17 protein-coding genes are annotated in these 16,006 nt (G+C 67.2%); 2 read left to right on the top strand and 15 right to left on the bottom strand.

The annotated features are described in order from the left end of the window. Window positions 1-33 precede the first annotated feature (33 nt). The 7 genes from BO996_RS06700 to BO996_RS06670 all read right to left on the bottom strand — a co-directional run bounded on the left by BO996_RS06700 (window position 34) and on the right by BO996_RS06670 (window position 5,996). Window positions 34-669 (bottom strand): general secretion pathway protein GspJ, encoded by a 636-nt coding sequence (locus BO996_RS06700; protein ID WP_232240473.1) that lies wholly within the window; start codon window positions 667-669, stop codon window positions 34-36. A 44-nt stretch (window positions 670-713) separates the two neighbouring features. Next, complete coding sequence (locus tag BO996_RS06695; protein WP_172642970.1) at window positions 714-1,079, bottom strand: prepilin-type N-terminal cleavage/methylation domain-containing protein; 366 nt, start codon at window positions 1,077-1,079, stop codon at window positions 714-716. A 38-nt stretch (window positions 1,080-1,117) separates the two neighbouring features. Next, window positions 1,118-1,564 (bottom strand): GspH/FimT family pseudopilin, encoded by a 447-nt coding sequence (locus BO996_RS06690; protein ID WP_065345374.1) that lies wholly within the window; start codon window positions 1,562-1,564, stop codon window positions 1,118-1,120. 58 nt (window positions 1,565-1,622) lie between these two features. After that, window positions 1,623-2,063: a type II secretion system major pseudopilin GspG gene (gspG, locus tag BO996_RS06685; RefSeq protein ID WP_016446465.1), complete on the bottom strand. Its 441-nt coding sequence runs from the start codon at window positions 2,061-2,063 to the stop codon at window positions 1,623-1,625. 32 nt (window positions 2,064-2,095) lie between these two features. After that, complete coding sequence (locus BO996_RS06680) at window positions 2,096-3,313, bottom strand: type II secretion system F family protein (protein ID WP_071954331.1); 1,218 nt, start codon at window positions 3,311-3,313, stop codon at window positions 2,096-2,098. Beyond that, window positions 3,306-5,012, bottom strand: coding sequence for a type II secretion system ATPase GspE (gspE, locus tag BO996_RS06675; protein WP_071957044.1), 1,707 nt, complete (start codon window positions 5,010-5,012; stop codon window positions 3,306-3,308). Before gspE ends, BO996_RS06680 begins: the two co-directional genes overlap by 8 nt. Before the next feature lie 171 nt (window positions 5,013-5,183). Further along, a complete protein-coding gene (locus tag BO996_RS06670) occupies window positions 5,184-5,996 on the bottom strand; it encodes a type III pantothenate kinase (RefSeq protein WP_034390266.1) in 813 nt (270 codons plus the stop codon). A 185-nt stretch (window positions 5,997-6,181) separates the two neighbouring features. Between BO996_RS06670 and lysM the strand changes: the two genes are divergently transcribed. After that, complete coding sequence (gene lysM, locus BO996_RS06665) at window positions 6,182-6,652, top strand: peptidoglycan-binding protein LysM (protein WP_012203227.1); 471 nt, start codon at window positions 6,182-6,184, stop codon at window positions 6,650-6,652. Window positions 6,653-6,820: 168 nt separating this feature from the next. Here lysM and BO996_RS06660 read toward each other — a convergent pair whose 3' ends face one another. Continuing rightward, entirely contained in the window at window positions 6,821-7,579 is a 759-nt protein-coding gene (locus tag BO996_RS06660) for a maleate cis-trans isomerase family protein (RefSeq protein ID WP_071954330.1), read from the bottom strand. Between the two features lies 1 nt (window position 7,580). After that, window positions 7,581-8,555: a Bug family tripartite tricarboxylate transporter substrate binding protein gene (locus BO996_RS06655; RefSeq protein ID WP_071954329.1), complete on the bottom strand. Its 975-nt coding sequence runs from the start codon at window positions 8,553-8,555 to the stop codon at window positions 7,581-7,583. Window positions 8,556-8,660: 105 nt separating this feature from the next. Between BO996_RS06655 and BO996_RS06650 the strand changes: the two genes are divergently transcribed. After that, complete coding sequence (locus BO996_RS06650; protein WP_063327302.1) at window positions 8,661-9,596, top strand: LysR family transcriptional regulator; 936 nt, start codon at window positions 8,661-8,663, stop codon at window positions 9,594-9,596. Window positions 9,597-9,618: 22 nt separating this feature from the next. Here BO996_RS06650 and BO996_RS06645 read toward each other — a convergent pair whose 3' ends face one another. The 6 genes from BO996_RS06645 to glyQ form a co-directional block, all read right to left on the bottom strand. Continuing rightward, window positions 9,619-10,059, bottom strand: coding sequence for a rhodanese-like domain-containing protein (locus BO996_RS06645; RefSeq protein ID WP_063327303.1), 441 nt, complete (start codon window positions 10,057-10,059; stop codon window positions 9,619-9,621). Window positions 10,060-10,149: 90 nt separating this feature from the next. Then, window positions 10,150-11,094, bottom strand: a complete 945-nt coding sequence (locus BO996_RS06640; RefSeq protein WP_063327304.1) for a M48 family metallopeptidase — start codon at window positions 11,092-11,094, stop codon at window positions 10,150-10,152. Window positions 11,095-11,110: 16 nt separating this feature from the next. Next, complete coding sequence (locus BO996_RS06635) at window positions 11,111-11,851, bottom strand: lysophospholipid acyltransferase family protein (protein WP_013804242.1); 741 nt, start codon at window positions 11,849-11,851, stop codon at window positions 11,111-11,113. 150 nt (window positions 11,852-12,001) lie between these two features. Next, window positions 12,002-12,571 (bottom strand): D-glycero-alpha-D-manno-heptose-1,7-bisphosphate 7-phosphatase, encoded by a 570-nt coding sequence (locus BO996_RS06630; protein WP_071954328.1) that lies wholly within the window; start codon window positions 12,569-12,571, stop codon window positions 12,002-12,004. A 151-nt stretch (window positions 12,572-12,722) separates the two neighbouring features. Beyond that, on the bottom strand, window positions 12,723-14,834 hold the full coding sequence (gene glyS, locus BO996_RS06625) for a glycine--tRNA ligase subunit beta (RefSeq protein WP_065345368.1): 2,112 nt from the start codon (window positions 14,832-14,834) through the stop codon (window positions 12,723-12,725). Window positions 14,835-14,868: 34 nt separating this feature from the next. Further along, a complete protein-coding gene (gene glyQ, locus BO996_RS06620; protein WP_012203218.1) occupies window positions 14,869-15,807 on the bottom strand; it encodes a glycine--tRNA ligase subunit alpha in 939 nt (312 codons plus the stop codon). Window positions 15,808-16,006: the final 199 nt, after the last annotated feature.

The following is a 16,006-nucleotide window of genomic DNA, read 5'->3' as shown; positions in this document are numbered from 1 at the left end:
CAGAACGACGCATGAACGTAATTGAGCGGCCTTTCACCAGACGGAGCCTCCGCCCAAAGTGGCTCGAACGGTGCTTGCGGGATTCGAACCTGCAGGCGTGTTCATCGCGATGATCATCAACGGCCACGCCCCAGAAGCCGACTGCAACTCGATCTGCACGGCAGACGGCAGTTCCTTTTCGTTGTCCTTTTCGGGTCCCCATTGCGGCTGCCAATGTGCCACGCCCAGCTTGGCATTCTGGTAACGCAAGGCAAAAGCCGTGACACCGCGATCAATTACGTAGGACTGGCTCTGTCCCCAGTCGGGCATGACATCGGGACCCTGCCAGGGCGCGAAGCGCAGCACCAGCGCATCGCCTTCGACGGAAAGCTGGAAGTGGGTACGGCCGCCCATGCCGAAGCGGGCAGGCATGATGCCCAGCCAGCGCATGCCTTGCGGGCCGCCTTCGAAGAACAATTCGCTCTCGCCCTGCTTGCGCAAACCGGCCTGGCGCCGCACGGCGGACACCTGTCCCAGGATAGAACGAAGAAAACCAATCGAGACACGCTGGTGGTCCATGCGGTCCAGCCGCGCATCCACACGCTCCTGCGTCTGCGAGACCGTGGACATGGCCGACGCCAGCCCCAGCATGAGCAGCGACAGAAGGGCCATGACCACCAGCAGCTCCACCAACGTGAAGCCCTTTTGCCTGCCAGAAGATGGAGCGCGCCCGGTCATCGCGTCACCTCGCCTTGCTGCAAAGGGCGCTGCGGGCGCAGGGTCTCGAAGACCCAACTGCGGTTTTCAACGGAGATCGTGATGCGCAAGGCATGCAGGGGAACCGCGGTTTCGGGCAGGCCGCCCACGGAGAAAGGCGCGGAAGCCACCTGCCAAGCGTAGACACCATCCTGCCCTGAGGCCTGGGTGCCTCCAGGATCGACCATGGGAAAGGCGTCCATCAGCGAATCGGCCAGCAGGGCAACGCCCTGGTTCTGCTCCAGTTTGGAAACACCGCGCGCGGAACCACCAACGGCCCGATAAATGAGCGCCAGCGAGATAGCCATGATGGACAGCGCCACCAACAGCTCCAGCAAGGTCATGCCCCGCACCCTGGGGCGGGAAGCGGCGCGCCGACGCATTACAGGGCCTCTTTGGTGACTTGGCCGGACAGCCAGTCCACACGCAGACGCACGCCACCGCCGCTTTGCGCGCGGGCGAGCGAAATGCTGCCCCCCGTGGCGCCGCCTTCGGGCAGAAAGACGATGGTCTGGCTGCCATCGGCAAGCGCCATGCCGGCTGCCGTGGTCAGTTGCACCGTCAGGCTGTCGGGCAGCTTGGCCGTGGCCTGTCCGGCGATGCCGTACTGCCGGCTATTCGTATTGACCGCGAATGCCACAGGCATGCCCTGCAGCGTGGCCTGCTGGCGCGCCTTGCGCAGCAGGGCCGTCACGTCCTGCACCGTCTGCCGATAGTCCACGGCATCGCGCAGCTTGCCCATGGCAGGCGGCACGATGCCGATGATGGCGCCAAGAATGGCGAACACCACCAGCAGCTCGATCAGCGTGAAACCCTGGGCGCGCTTCAAGACTCATCCTTGGCAAAACGGTGCGGCAACGGTGGCTACAGCAGTGTTCAAGAGCACCTTACTTGGTGTTGCGAACGTCGGCTGCTTCACCTTCGCCGCCCGGGGCACCGTCAGCACCCAGCGAGAGGATTTCGAGGTCGCCATTGGCAGCTGGGTAGGTGTAGCGGTAAGGGTTGTTCCAAGGATCATTGGGCACGCCGCCCTTGAGGTAGGGGCCTGCCCAGCCGGCAACGCCGGCAGGCTGCTTGACCAGCGCGTCCAGGCCCTGCTGCGAGGTGGGGTAGCGGCCCACGTCGAGCTTGTACAGCTCCAGCGCCTTTTCGATGTCGGCGATCTGCACGCCGGCCGTCTTGGTCTTTGCTCCACCCAACTGGTTCAGCACCTTGGGGCCGACCAGGCCGGCCAGCAGGGTCAGGATGGCCAGCACGACCAGCAGTTCGATCAGCGTGAAGCCACGCTTGCGGGCGCGGGAGGACAGTTGCTTTTGCATGCGCATCATCTTCTACATACCTTTCAGACAATTCAGATTCATCAGACGGCCAGATCGTTGACGGACAGGATTCCGAGCAGGATCGACACGATGATGGAGGCGATAAGGATACCGAGGACCAGGATCAGCGCCGGCTCCAGCATGGTCAGGAGGCGTTTGATCGCGTTTTCGACCTCGCGGTTCAATATGTTGGACAGCTCCAGCATCATGTCGCCCAGGCGGCCGGTTTCCTCGCCGACCCGCACCAGATTCAAGGCCAGGGGCTCGAATTCTCCGGTTTTCTGGGCGGCATGGGCCATGCGATGGCCTTCCTTGACCATGGGGCCCATTTTTTCCAGGCGCTCGCGGATGGCGACGTTGGAGACCGTGTCGCTGGCAATGCGCAGTGCGGTCAGCAGCGTGACGCCGTTGCCCAGCAGCGTGCCCAGCGAGCGGCTGAACAGGGTGAGCTGGTACTTGCGCACCACGCCACCCAGGCCCGGCAGGCCCAGCAGCCACGATTGCCAGGTCTGGCGGCCCTTGGGGCTCTTGGCCCAGCGGGCTAAGACCCAGCCCAGCGCGCCCATCACGATGAACACCGCCCAGCCGTAGCTGCGAAACGCATGGCCCAGTCCCATCACGAATTGCGTGGGAAGGGGCAGCGCGTCGCCCATGTCGTTGAAGAGCTGCTCGAACTGCGGGACCACGAAGCCCAGCATGGCCACCAGGGACAGCACGGCCACGCCCAGCAGGATGGCCGGATAGATGGTGGCCGAGACCACGCTGTCGCGCAGGGCACGCTGGCGCGCCATGTGTTCCACCAGCCGGTTGAGCACGCCCGACATCTGGCCGCTGGCTTCGCCCGAGCGCACCATGTTGATATAGAAGTCGCCGAACAGGTGGTGGTGCTTGCCCAGTGCCTGGCTCAGCGGCATGCCGGCCTTGACGCTGTCGAGCACGGACTGGAGCATGGCCTGCATCTGCACCTTGTGGCTCATCTCGACCAGGACCTTGAGCGCGTTGTCCAGCGACAGGCCGGCACGCATCATGATGGCCAGCTCGGTGGTCATGCCCTGGATGTCGTCGGCCTTGATGCGGCCCTTCTTGAGCGCACGCGCCGCCAGCGGCACATTGCCCAGGCTTGCGGCTTCCTCGACCTTGATGGGCGACAGCCGGCTCTTGCGCAGGTGCACCACCACCTCGGCCACGGCCGCAGCGGAAAAAGTGCCCTTGACCATCTGACCGCGGCTGTCCACGGCCTCCCAGCTGTAATCAGGCATCGCTTTGGTCCTGGGTCACGCGCAGCACTTCGTCGAGCGTGGTGGCGCCCGAGGCCACCTTGCGCAGGCCGTCGTCGTAGAGGCTCAGCATGCCGCTCTTGGCCGCCATGGCATGCAGGGCGTTGGCGTCCTGGCCTTCGATGATGGCGCGGCGCAGCGGCTCGTCGATGACCATGAGTTCATGAATGCCGGTACGGCCCTTGTAGCCCGTGCCCCGGCAATGCTCGCAGCCGACGGCGCGGTAGATGGGCGAGCCCTCGCGCAAAAAACGCTTGAGGCCGCTGCCCTCGACGGCGGCGGTCGGCAGCGTGTCGGGCTGCTTGCAGTGCGAGCACAGCGTGCGCACCAAGCGCTGGGCCAGCACGCCGTTGACCGAGGACGTGATCAGGTAGCTCTCCACCCCCATGTCGCGCATGCGGGTGACGGCGCCTGCGGCCGTGTTGGTGTGCAGCGTGGACAGCACCAGGTGACCTGTCAGCGCGGACTGCACGGCGATCTGCGCGGTTTCTCCGTCACGCATTTCGCCGATCATGATGATGTCCGGGTCCTGGCGCAGGATGGAGCGCAGGGCGTTGGCAAAGGTGAGGTCGATCTGCGGATGGACCTGGATCTGGTTGATGCCGTCGAGCTGGTACTCGACCGGGTCCTCGACGGTGATGATCTTGTTGGAAACCGCGTCGATCTTGGACAGGGCCGCGTACAGCGTGGTGGTCTTGCCCGAGCCCGTGGGCCCCGTGACCAGCACGATGCCGTGCGGCTTGGCCAGCAAGGTGTTGAAGCGCTCCAGCGTATCGACCTCGAAGCCCATGCTTTCCAGGCGCAGGCGCACGTTGGCGCGGTCCAGCACCCGCATGACGATGCTCTCGCCATGCACCGTGGGTGCGGTGGAGACACGCAGGTCCAGTTCGCGGCCCTTGGCGCGGGTCTTGATGCGGCCGTCCTGCGGCAGGCGCCGCTCGGCAATGTCCAGATGGGCCAGCAACTTGACGCGCGAGCCCACGGCGGCGCTCAGCCGGGGCGGCACGAGTTCGGCCGCATGGATCACGCCGTCCATGCGGTAGCGCACCTGCAGGCCGGCCTCGAAGGGCTCCAGGTGGATGTCGGAGGCGTGCAGCTCGATGGCGCGGGAAATGATGCCCGTGACCAGGCGGATGACCGGCGCCTCGCTGGCCAGGTCCTTCAGATGCTCGACGAAGTCGCCACCCGTGGCGTCCGACTCCCAGTCCTGGCCTTCTTCGCCTTCGGGTTCCTGGCCGGCTTCGGACAGGGCCTTGCGGATGTCGGCTTCCAGCGCCAGCACGGGCTTGATCTGCAACCCGGTGGCCAGGCGCAGCGCCTTGGTGATGAAGGGATCCTGCGGCACGGACATGGCCACTTCCAGCACGCCGTCCTGCAGCGAAATGGGGCAGACGCACTGCGCATCCAGAAAGCTGGCCAGCAGGCCCGGTACATCGGGCAGCAGGTCAGGAAACTCTTCCGCGCGCAGCCAGCGCATGTGCAGCTGCTCGGACAGCGCCTGGGCCACGTCGGTTTCCGCCACCACGCCCAGCTGGACCAGCACCTGGCCCAAATAGCCGCCCAATTCCTGCTGCGCCTGCAGGGCGTTTTGCAGATCGCGCTCGTTCAGCTTGCCGGCGGAAAGCAGGCGTTCGCCCAGCCGCCCCTTGATCGGGGCTTCGACACCGGCAATCGGTTCCATGACGTGATTGGTGGAAGACATTGCCGCGGATTATCCACTGTCGCCGCATCCCCCGCGAAAGGCTCCGGATGCGGGGTCCACGGCCGCCCCTGCACCCGGCACCAGCGCTGTCATCAACTGTTACGCAACGGATATAACGGCGCGATGCTGCGCCGCACGATCAAAGTGGCTTCAGGCCGCTTTGACCGCGTCGGCAGGCAGGCCGCTGGCATCGCCCCAGCGGCGCTGCGCCATGACCAGCAGGCCTTCGAAGATGAGGTTGTCCACCAGCTCGAAGGGCCGCGTCATGCTGGGCACCATCTTCCAGCCTGCACCGCCGGCCATGACGCAGGCGGGCTCCATGCTGCAGTGCATGTACAGATGCTGGTACATGCGCTCCACGGCCCCGGCGATGGCGTAGGTGCCGCCACTGGTCAGCGCGTCGCTGGTGTTGGTGGGGAATGGCGTGACTGCACCCGTGGGTACGTGCAGGCCGGCCGTGCCGCTTTCCAGGGCGCGCAGCATGATGCCGTGCCCCGGCAGGATCAGACCGCCCATGAAGTGGCCGTGCTGGTCCAGCGCATCCACGGTGACGGCGGTGCCGATCATGACCACGATCAGGGGCCGCTCTGGCCCACGCTGCAGGATGTGCTGGCGCGCGCCGATCATGGCCACCCAGCGGTCCGCCCCCAGGCGCGAGGGGAAGTCGTAGCCGTTGGTGACTCCGGCCTCGGCCGCGCCGGGCACGGCCCACTGCGGCTCGAAATCCCAGCCCAGCATCATGTCGATCTGGTCGTGCACGCGCCGGCGCGCCGTGTCGCCGGCGACCACGCAGCCCAGCATGCGCGTAGGCGTGGGCAGGTCGCTCCACGGCCCTTCGGCCAGGTGCTCGATGTGCTCCAGGAACTCCGCGCCGTGCGCCAGCAAAGCGGCGCCAGGCCGATGCGCGTCGTACATCGCCCATTTCAAGCGGGTGTTGCCGATGTCTATGGCCAAAAAAGTCATGGGCGCGATTATCGGAGTTTTCCGGAGGATAGCGTCAGCCATGGACGACAACTGAGTGAGGACGTGAACGCAAGAATGGCGCAAATGTCAAAAATCCGGGAGCGCTCCTGCCCGGCAGCGCGCGCTGCCACTGTTAGGCGTTACATTGGCCTTTCCGTTTTTCCACCCACCAACAGGAGTCACCCATGGGACTTTTCAGTTTCATCAAGGAAGCCGGCGAAAAGCTGTTCGGCGGCAGCGCCGCACAGGCAGCCGAGCCTGCGCAAGACCTGAATGCCAAGGCCGCCAAGGCCATCGAGACCTATATCGGCACGCAGAACCTGGGCGTCAGCGACGTGAAGGTGCAGTTCGATGGCTCGCAGGGCAAGGTCACGGTGCTGGGCACGGCCCCCACCCAGGCGGTCAAGGAAAAGGTGACGCTGTGCTGCGGCAACGTCTCCAGCGTGCAGTCGGTGGACAACCAGATGACGGTGACCAACCCCGAGCCCGAAGCCCAGTACCACGACGTGGTGCGCGGCGACACGCTGTCGGCCATTGCCAAGAAGTTCTATGGCGATGCCAACAAGTACCCCGTGATCTTCGAGGCCAACAAGCCCATGCTGAGCCACCCCGACAAGATCTACCCCGGCCAGAAGCTGCGCATTCCGGCAATCTAAGCCCCCCTGAGCGGCGTCGCCGCTTCCCCCCGAGGGGGACGACACCCTCGCGGCGGGGCGGCCCTTGCTCGGTGTCTCTGACCTGGCTCATGCCAATTCTGGATGCCGCGAATTAGACCTACCCCGCTCCGAGAAAGGCCGCAATAGCGGCCTTTCTCAAGGAAAGATTCAGTATTTACCGCTCAACAGCGCACCGAACCCCGGAACGGCTGTAGGCAAGCCCAGGCGCTTGAGCATCATGAACGTCGTGGCCACCGAGGAAGACAGTACCGGCAGGCCCACGCGGTCCTCGATGGGCTGCACCGAGGCCAGCGAGGGCATCTGCACGCAGGCCGAGGCGATGACCGCGTCGGCGTTGGCCGTGTTCAGGCGCCGCGTGATCTCGATGGGTGCGCGCGCATCCTGGGCACCCACCAGCAGGTTGTCGGCAATCTCCAGCGAGATGCTGTCCACCACTTCGATGCCCTCGTTCTCTATGTAGTCGATGACCAGCTGCGTCAGCGGCTTCATGTAGGGCGCCAGCAGCGCCACCTTCTTCGCGCCGATGGCGTGCAGGCCATCGACCAGGGCACCGGCGCTGGTAACCACGGGCGCGGGACCGCCGTTGTCCACGGTGCGCTGGTGCAGGCGCGCTTGCGAGACACGGTGGTAGCCGCGCCCCATGCTCATGATGGCCACCAGGCAGGCATAGCCGAGCACATCGACCCGCGCATCCGACAGTTCCAGCGCGCAGCGGTCGCTGTCGCCGTCCATGGCGGCCAGCTCCTCCTTGGTCACATGCTTCATGCGCATGCGGCTGGAGTGGAAGGTGAAACGCTCGGGCGCCAGGGCCTCGCGGGCGCGCAGGATGGCGGGGATCTCGGTCTCCATCGTGGTGTTGGAGCTGGGCACGATCTGCCCGATGCGGAAATGGGTTTTGGCTGTCATGTCAATCCATCGTGATGTGGTTGGCCTTGATGACCTTGCCCCAGTGGTCCGTCTCGCGCTGGACCAGGGCGCCCAGCGCCTGCGGGCCGAGGAATCGCGGCTCCACGCCCTGCAGGGCCGCACGCTTTTGCACGTCGGGCGACTCCAGGGAGGTCTTGAGCGCGTCCGACAGCCTGGCGATGGCCTCGGGCGGCGTTCCCGCAGGTGCGAACAGGCCGACCCAGGCTTCCAGCTCAAAGCCCGGCAGGCCCGCTTCGGCCGTGGTGGGCACATTGGGCAGCATGGGATGGCGCGTCTTGCTGGTCACGGCCAGGGCCCTGAGCTTGCCCGTCTGCACATGGCCCAGCACCGAAGGCGGCGTGGTGATGAACATCTGCACCTGGCCGCCCAGCACGTCCTGGATGGCCGGGCCGGACCCCTTGTAGGGCACATGCGTGATCTGGGTCTGGGTCACCTGGGCGAACACGGCCGTGCCCACATGGGACAGCGAGCCATTGCCCTGCGACGCGTAATTGACTTTGCCTGGGTTCTTGCGCAGATAGGCAATGAACTCCTGCAGATTGTTCGCCGGAACGGAAGGATGAACGGCGATCACATTGGTGGCGGCGACGATCAGCCCCACGGGTGCCAGCTCGGACTGCGCCCAGGGCAGCTTGGGGAACAGTGCCGGATTGCCCACGTGGTAGGCCGAATACGAGGCCAGCAGCGTGTAGCCGTCCTTGGGTGCCCTGGCCACCATCTGGTAGGCGATGTTGCCGCTGGCGCCGCCCCGGTTGTCCACCACCACCGACTGTCCCAGCAGGCGCGACAGCGGGTCGGACGCCAGACGTGCCGCCGTGTCCACCACGCCGCCGGGCGGATTGGGGACCACGAGGGTGATGGACTTGGTTGGAAAGGCCTGGGCCTGGACGGTTCCTGCGCCCAGCAGGGCGGCCGCTGCCAGGCCGGCGGCCTGCAGCACAATGCGTCGATTCATGCTTGTCTCCATGTTCTCTTTGTACCGGCGCATTCTTGCGGGCCTGCGCGCGGCCGAACAGCCGTATCTCGTTGATTCATCCTTCGTCTGCGGTGGAGGATGGGAATGATCAACCTGCACCGCTTCGATTTGCTGACGCTGCGCCTGTATGTGGCCGTGGTCGATGCCGGCAGCCTGACGGCCGGCTCGCGCACGCTGGGGCTGTCGTTGGCAGCCGCCAGCAAGCGCGTGGCCGAGCTGGAGCAGCACTGCGGCGTGACCCTGCTGGTGCGCAGCAAGCGCGGCGTCACGCCCACGCCCGCCGGTCAGAGCATGTACCACCATGCCGTGGACGTGGTGGCCCGGCTGGAACATCTGGCCCTGGCCATGGACGACTTTCGCAGCGGCGCCACGGGCCAGTTGCGCCTGTGGGCCAACAACTCCGCATTTGCAGGCTTTCTGCCCCGGCTGCTGGCCGACTTCATGGCCGCCCACCCGGGTGTCTCGGTGGACCTAGAAGACGCGCTCAGCGAGGAATCCGTGCGCGCCGTGCTCAGCGGCGTGGCCGAGCTGGCCATCATCGGGGAGAACACGCCCCTGGAAGGGCTGAGCACCCAGGTCTGCGATGTGGACGAGCTGGTGCTGGTCATGCCGCGCGGCCATGCGCTGGACACGGACGACGCCTCCCCCGTGCCCCTGGCCACCGTGCTGGACCACGACTTCGTGAGCCTAGCCCGCTCCACCTCGCTGATGCGGCGCATTGCGGCCGAGGCCGAATCCATCAACCGGCCCGTGCGGATCCGCATCCAGGTGCGCAGCTTCGACGCCATGTGCCACATGGTCTCGGTGGGTCTGGGGCTCGCCATCCTGCCGCGCGCGGCCACCGCGCCGCACCTGGCCGCGCGGGCACTGCGGCTGCGCCCGCTGGGGGCGCTCAACACCCGGCGCCGGCTGCTGCTGGCCATGCGCTCGCAGGCCACGCTGTCAGGACCGGCCCAGGCCCTGGTGGACATGGTGGCCGCCCGGGCGGTGGCGCTGGGATTCGCGGAGCCGCCGCTCTGAACGACGCCAGGTCCGCGCCGGCTTACTGGCGCCAGGGCAGGCCGCGCAGGCGCCAGCCGCCGACATGGCCGCGCTGGCCGTTGGCGTCCACATCGCCCTCGAAGCCTTCGAGGATGTTGTAGGCCTCGATGCCCAGTTGCGCCGCGCGCTGGGCAGCGGCCACCGAGCGCACGCCGCTGCGGCACAGCAGGACCACCTTGCCGCCTTCAGGCACGGCGGCGCGCAGCTGGCTGTCGAAATCGGGGTTCATCGCCATGGACGGCCACTGCTTCCAGGCCACGGCCACGGCACCCGGTACGCGGCCCACCCAGTCGCGCTCTGCATCGGTGCGCACATCGACGAGCACGGCTTCGCCGGATTGCAGCCATTGCCAGGCGAGTTCGGGAGGAATGTCGCCTGCATAGCCCGGTGCGGGCTGGACGGTCAGGGGAATGGCTGCGGGAACGGAAGCGCTTGCGGACATGGATGGGCTTTCTTGATAGGACGCGGTTGTGTGCCCGGCAAGAATAACCGTCCAGCCCGACTGGCGCCGGCTCGCCGGTGCCCGGATCGCCTATTCCCAGGGAGGCAGCAGCCTGTCACGCAGCACCTGACGCTGCGCCTCCCAGCCCGGCATCACGCTGGCCACCGTGGCCCAGAAGCGCGGACTGTGGTCCATGTACCGCAGGTGGGACAGCTCGTGCACGACCACGTAGTCGATGACCTCGGGCGCGTGCTGCATGAGCCGCCAGTTCAGCCGGATGGCGCCGGCCGTGTTGGCACTGCCCCAGCGCGTGCTTGCGCTGGTCAGTCTCAGGCTGGTCCACTGCACGCCCAGGAGCGGCGCGTGGCGCTGCAGGCTGGCCGTGAACCAGGAGCGCGCCTCGCGCAGCATCCAGGCCTGCACGCAGGCGCGCACCTCGGCGGCCGATGCCCCAGGCGCCAGCGGCAGGTGCAGGGACTGGCTGCCGTCGGCCGCCTGTTCACGGTGTACCTGGCGCGTGCGCAGCGGCTGGGTTTCACCGCCGGTCAGGCACAGCTGCAAGGGGCGGCCCAGATAGCCGATCTCTGCGCCGTGCTCCCAGCGGATGCGTGCCGCATGCTGGGCTTGCTGGCGCTGGCCGGCCTCGTGCAGCTTGCGCAGTATCCAGCCCGATTTCGCCTCCAGCGCCTGCGCGATGGCAGCCATGTTGACCCAGGCAGGCGCGCTGACCACCAGCCCCTGCGCGCCGATGGTGAAGCCTATGGTGCGCCGGCGCGAGCGCTGCAGCCGGTAATGCAGCACCTGCCCCTGGAGGACCGCCTGCTGGTTGGCCTCCGGGTGGACGCGGGGACTGGGCTCGGGGATGGCGGATGGAGATGGGAGAGATGTAGGAGAAGGAGGAGAAGGAGGAAGAGGCGCGGACGAAGGCTGGGCGGGGGCAGCAGCCCCGTCACGGCGCGGCTTCAGCCCGCCGTCCTGCGTTTGCACGGCAGGTGGCAGCAGCCAATCCCAACTGCGCTGTGCCGGGTCCGCCATGCCGCTCTCCGGCGCCTCAGGCGCGGTAGGCCTCGGGGTCGAGGCGCTGCATTTCGGCCTCGATCCAGTTTTCGACTTCCACCATCAGCTCCTCGTGCTTGCGGCCCACGGAAGGAATGGGCTTGCCGATGGAGACATCCACCACGCCCGGCGTCTTGATGAAGGCCTTGCGCGGCCAGCACTTGGCCGAGGTGACGGCCACGGGCACGACCGGCACGCCGGTCATGATGGCCAGGCGCGTGGCGCCGGTCTTGTACTCGCCCCTTTGGCCGCGCGGGATGCGCGTGCCTTCGGGAAACATGATCACCCAGGTGCCCTGGCCCAACAGGCGCTTGCCCTGCTCCACCACCTTGTGGAAGGCGCGCGAGCCGTGCTTGCGGTCGATGTGGATCATGTCCATGCTGCCGATGGACCAGCCGAAGAAGGGCACCATGAGCAGCTCCTTCTTGAACACATAGGCCAGCGGGCGCGGCATGATCGCCGGCATGAGGAAGGTCTCGTAGGTGGACTGGTGCTTGACCAGCAGCACCACGCCCTGCTTGGGGTCGGTGGGCAGGTTCTCCATGCCCTGCACGCGGTGGCGCACGCCCATGATGACGCGGGCGCTGTCCACCGACAGCTTGAGCCAGGCGCGCGCCACGGCATAGACGCGGCGCGGCCCGCCGCCCAGCCAGCGCGTGAGCAGCACGGCCAGGGTGTAGGGGATCACGGTGATGCCCATCCAGAGCATGTGGAGGGTGGAGCGGATCAGGGACATGGCGGCAGTGTGGTGCAGAAAGCGGCGCAGGGGCCGGGCGGCAGGCCCGGGCCTTGCGCCCTCAGGAATCGGAATTCACAAAGATAGCATTGTGCGCAGGACGGCAGGCCGGCGGCGCATGGGCAAAGCGCCATTCGGGCGTTCAGGCGTTCAGGGAGCGGGTGCGGCATCTGCCGGAACCAGCGCATCGGCCAGCGCGGCCAGGCTGGCATGGCGCTGGGTGCCGGGCGGCAGTCCGGGCGGCAGCGCCCCTTCCAGAGACACTCCGGCGCTGGCGCCCGTGCAGACCAGGTGCAGGCGCGCGCCCATGGCGGCACCGGCCTGCAGATGGGCCACGCAGGAGCCAATCACCCACAGCTGGTGCCCCTCGACGCCGAAGCGCTCGGCAATCTGCTCGAACAGCGCCGTGCCGGGCTTGCGGCAATGGCATTCCTCGTCCGGGGCATGGGGGCAGTAGAAAACCGCATCGACGCGCGCGCCTGCCGCCGCCATTTCGCGGTGCATGCGCGCGTGCACGGCATTGAGCTCGGTCACGTCGAACAGGCCCCGGCCCAGGCCCGGCTGATTGGTGGCGACCACCACATGCCAGCCCGCCCGGTTCAGGCGCGCCACGGCTTCCAGCGCCCCGCGCTGGGCCTTCCAGGCCTCGGCAGAGCCGATGAAGCCCTCCTCACCGATCTGGTTGAGGGTTCCGTCACGGTCCAGGATCGCAATTTTCATGGTCGGGTCCCAAGAATGTCAGAACTCAATTGCGCGCGTCCCAAGACGAGGGACACCGAGGAAGGGCCGCCCCGCACCGAAGGTGTCGTCCCCTCCCTTGCGAAGCAAGTAGAGAGGGGGAAGGCGCGAAGCGCCTCAGGGGGTGCTCCATTTACGCCAGTCGCGAAAGGTCCGCCACGCGGTTCATGGCTTCGTGCAACGTGGCCAGCAGGCCCAGGCGGTTGGCCTTGAGGGCCGGGTCCTCGGCGTTGACCATCACATGCTCGAAGAAGGCATCGACCGGGGCGCGCAGCGCGGCCAGGGTCTGCAGGCTGGCCGTGTAGTCGCCGGCAGCAAACTGCTGCTGCGCCTTGGGCGCCACCGATTGCAGGGCGGCGTACAGGTCCTTCTCGGCCACCTCGGCCAGCACGGCTGCGTCGACCTGGGCCTGCACGGCCTGGTCGGCCTTCTTGAGGATGTTGCCCACGCGCTTGTTGGCGGCGGCCAGGGCCGGTGCCTCGGGCAGCTCGCCGAAGGCGCGCACGGCTTCCAGGCGCTTTTGCACGTCGGACAGGCGCTGCGGGCGCAGGGCCAGCACGGAGTCCACTTCCTGGGCCGAGAAGCCCTGCTCGCGCAGGTTGCCGGCCAGGCGGTCGTAGATGAAGTCGGCCAGCTGGGGCGTGGCGTCCTCGATCTTGTCGCCGAAGGCAGGCAGCACGCTGACCAGCAGGGTTTCCAGATCCAGCGCCAGGTCCTTCTCGACCAGCATGCGGATCACGCCCAGCGCATGGCGGCGCAGCGCGAACGGGTCGCGGTCGCCCGTGGGCAGGTTGCCGATGCCGAACATGCCGACCAGGGTTTCCAGCTTGTCGGCCAGGGCCACGACCACGCCGGCGTTGCCGCGCGGCAGTTCGTCGCCCGCAAAGCGGGGCTTGTAGTGGTCCTCGATGGCATCGGCCACGGCCACGTCCAGTCCGTCGTTGAGCGCGTAGTAACGGCCCATGGTGCCCTGCAGCTCGGGGAACTCGCCCACCATGTCGGTCACGAGGTCGGTCTTGGCCAGTTGCGCGGCCAGGTCGGCCTGCTGGGCCAGGCCCGTGTCGCCCAGCTGGCGGGCAATGCTCTTGGCGATGGAGCGCACGCGCTCCACGCGCTCGCCCTGGGTGCCGAGCTTGTTGTGGTAGACCACCTTGCCCAGCCCGTCCACGCGCGAGGCCAGGGTCTTCTTGCGGTCCTGGTCGAAGAAGAACTTGGCGTCGGCCAGGCGCGGGCGGACCACGCGTTCGTTGCCGCCGATGACGGCGCTGGCATCCTGCGGGCTGATGTTGCTGACCACCAGGAACTGGTGGGTCAGCTTGCCGGCGGCGTCCAGCAGCGGGAAGTACTTCTGGTTGGCCTTCATGGTGAGGATCAGGCATTCCTGCGGCACGTCGAGGAATTCCTTCTCGAACTCGCAGACCAGCACATTGGGGCGCTCGACCAGGGCCGTGACCTCGTCCAGCAGGGCCTCGTCCTCGATGGGACGCACACCGCCGCCCACGCGCTCGGCAGCGGCCTGCAGCTGGCGCGCGATCTCGGCACGGCGCTCGGCGAAGCTGGCAATGACGGCGCCCTCCTCGCGCAGCTGCGCGGCGTAGTCATCGGCGGAGCGGATGACCACGGGATCGACCGCCGCCTCGAAGCGGTGGCCATGCGTGGCCGTGCCGGCCGTCAGGCCCAGTGCCTTGACGCCGATCAGCACCTCGGTGCCGTGCAGCACCACCAGGCCGTGGGCCGGGCGCACGAAATGGACACTGCTCCAGCCGTCGGCCAGCTGGTAGCGCATGACCTTGGGGATGGGCAGCTTGGCAATGGCTTCGTCCAGCGCCTTTTGCACGCCGTCGGCCAACATCACGCCGCGCACGGTGGAGGCGTGGAACAGGGCTTCGGCCTTGCCTTCGCCCTGGCGGGTCAGGCCGGCAACGGCTTCTTCGCCGGCACCCAGGGCGGCCAGCTTCTTGATCAGGGCGGGCGTGGGCTTGCCGTCGGCGTCCAGGCCCACGGAGACGGGCATGAGCTTTTGCGACACGGCCTTGTCCTCGGCCTGGGGCAGGACTTCGGTGATGTGGGCGGCCAGGCGGCGCGGCGAGGCATAGGCCGTCAGGCGCGCTTCGCTGGAGGCCAGCAGGCCCTGGGCCTTGAGCTGCTCGAACAGCACGCCGGCAAAGGCGTCGCCCAGCTTTTGCAGCGCCTTCGGGGGCAGCTCTTCGACAAACAGTTCAACAAGAAGATTCGATGCGTTCATGGTCTGGTGTTCTCTCGGTGCAGCGGTGTCCGCCTCAGGCGGCCTTCTTGCCCTGTTGTTCGGCGGCCTTGGCCAGCTCGGCCAGCACTTCGTCGGCATGGGCCTTGGGCGCCATGGGGAAGCCCAGGCGCGCACGGCTGTCCATATAGGCCTTGGCCACGGCGCGTGCCAGGTTGCGGATGCGGCCGATGTAGGCGGCACGCTCCGTCACGCTGATGGCGCCGCGCGCATCGAGCAGGTTGAAGGTGTGGGCGGCCTTGAGCACCTGCTCGTAGGCCGGCAGCGCCAGCTGTTCGCCGATCAGGTGGTTGGCCTGCTTTTCGTAGGCGCCGAAGGCGGTGAACAGGAAGTCGGCGTCCGAGTGCTCGAAGTTGTAGGTGGACTGCTCCACCTCGTTCTGGTGGTAGACGTCGCCGTAGCTCAGGCCGTCGGTCCAGGTCAGGTTGTAGACGTTGTCCACGCCCTGCAGGTACATGGCCAGGCGCTCCAGGCCGTACGTGATCTCGCCCGTGGCGGGCTTGCAGTCGATGCCGCCGACCTGCTGGAAGTAGGTGAACTGCGTCACCTCCATGCCGTTGAGCCAGACTTCCCAGCCCAGGCCCCAGGCGCCCAGCGTGGGGTTCTCCCAGTCGTCCTCGACGAAGCGGATGTCGTTCTTCTTCAGATCGAAGCCCAGGGCTTCGAGCGAGCCCAGGTACAGCTCCAGGATGTTGTCGGGCGCGGGCTTGAGCACCACCTGGAACTGGTAGTAATGCTGCAGGCGGTTGGGGTTGTCGCCATAGCGGCCGTCCTTGGGGCGGCGGCTGGGCTGCACGTAGGCGGCCTTCCAGGGCTCGGGGCCCAGGGCGCGCAGGAAGGTGGCGGTGTGCGAGGTGCCCGCGCCCACTTCCATGTCATAGGGCTGGAGCAGCGCGCAGCCCTGGTCGGCCCAGTAGGACTGCAGCTTGAGGATGATTTGTTGGAAAGTGAGCATGACTTGTTTCAGGCGTCGCACGCAGGCCGGGGCCGCGCCGGTGAATGAGAGGCGGCTCGCGCCGCGCAAACGACGATTTTAAGGCGCCGCCCGGCCCTGCGCCGTGGCGCGGGCCTGCGGCCCCACGGCAGACGCTCCACAGGGCGATCTGCATCAAAAAACGGAGCAGGCGACACATGCCGGCAAAGGCCGTGGCGCG

Origin of the sequence: Delftia sp. HK171, assembly GCF_001886655.1 — a bacterium.
GTDB lineage: Bacteria > Pseudomonadota > Gammaproteobacteria > Burkholderiales > Burkholderiaceae_C > Comamonas > Comamonas acidovorans.
Note: the sequence above shows the minus strand (reverse complement) of the source record. Positions and strands in the feature narration are given on the sequence as shown.

Coding starts and splice junctions, on each gene's coding strand:
- BO996_RS06640 (WP_063327304.1), bottom strand. CDS start 11,094: ATGGCGGACCCGGCACAGCGCAGTTGGGATTGGCTGCTGCCACCTGCC.
- BO996_RS06670 (WP_034390266.1), bottom strand. CDS start 5,996: ATGACTTTTTTGGCCATAGACATCGGCAACACCCGCTTGAAATGGGCG.
- BO996_RS06655 (WP_071954329.1), bottom strand. CDS start 8,555: ATGAATCGACGCATTGTGCTGCAGGCCGCCGGCCTGGCAGCGGCCGCC.
- BO996_RS06660 (WP_071954330.1), bottom strand. CDS start 7,579: ATGACAGCCAAAACCCATTTCCGCATCGGGCAGATCGTGCCCAGCTCC.
- glyS (WP_065345368.1), bottom strand. CDS start 14,834: ATGAACGCATCGAATCTTCTTGTTGAACTGTTTGTCGAAGAGCTGCCC.
- BO996_RS06630 (WP_071954328.1), bottom strand. CDS start 12,571: ATGAAAATTGCGATCCTGGACCGTGACGGAACCCTCAACCAGATCGGT.
- gspE (WP_071957044.1), bottom strand. CDS start 5,012: ATGGAACCGATTGCCGGTGTCGAAGCCCCGATCAAGGGGCGGCTGGGC.
- BO996_RS06635 (WP_013804242.1), bottom strand. CDS start 11,851: ATGTCCCTGATCCGCTCCACCCTCCACATGCTCTGGATGGGCATCACC.
- lysM (WP_012203227.1), top strand. CDS start 6,182: ATGGGACTTTTCAGTTTCATCAAGGAAGCCGGCGAAAAGCTGTTCGGC.
- BO996_RS06695 (WP_172642970.1), bottom strand. CDS start 1,079: ATGACCTTGCTGGAGCTGTTGGTGGCGCTGTCCATCATGGCTATCTCG.
- glyQ (WP_012203218.1), bottom strand. CDS start 15,807: ATGCTCACTTTCCAACAAATCATCCTCAAGCTGCAGTCCTACTGGGCC.
- BO996_RS06645 (WP_063327303.1), bottom strand. CDS start 10,059: ATGTCCGCAAGCGCTTCCGTTCCCGCAGCCATTCCCCTGACCGTCCAG.
- BO996_RS06650 (WP_063327302.1), top strand. CDS start 8,661: ATGATCAACCTGCACCGCTTCGATTTGCTGACGCTGCGCCTGTATGTG.
- BO996_RS06680 (WP_071954331.1), bottom strand. CDS start 3,313: ATGCCTGATTACAGCTGGGAGGCCGTGGACAGCCGCGGTCAGATGGTC.
- gspG (WP_016446465.1), bottom strand. CDS start 2,063: ATGATGCGCATGCAAAAGCAACTGTCCTCCCGCGCCCGCAAGCGTGGC.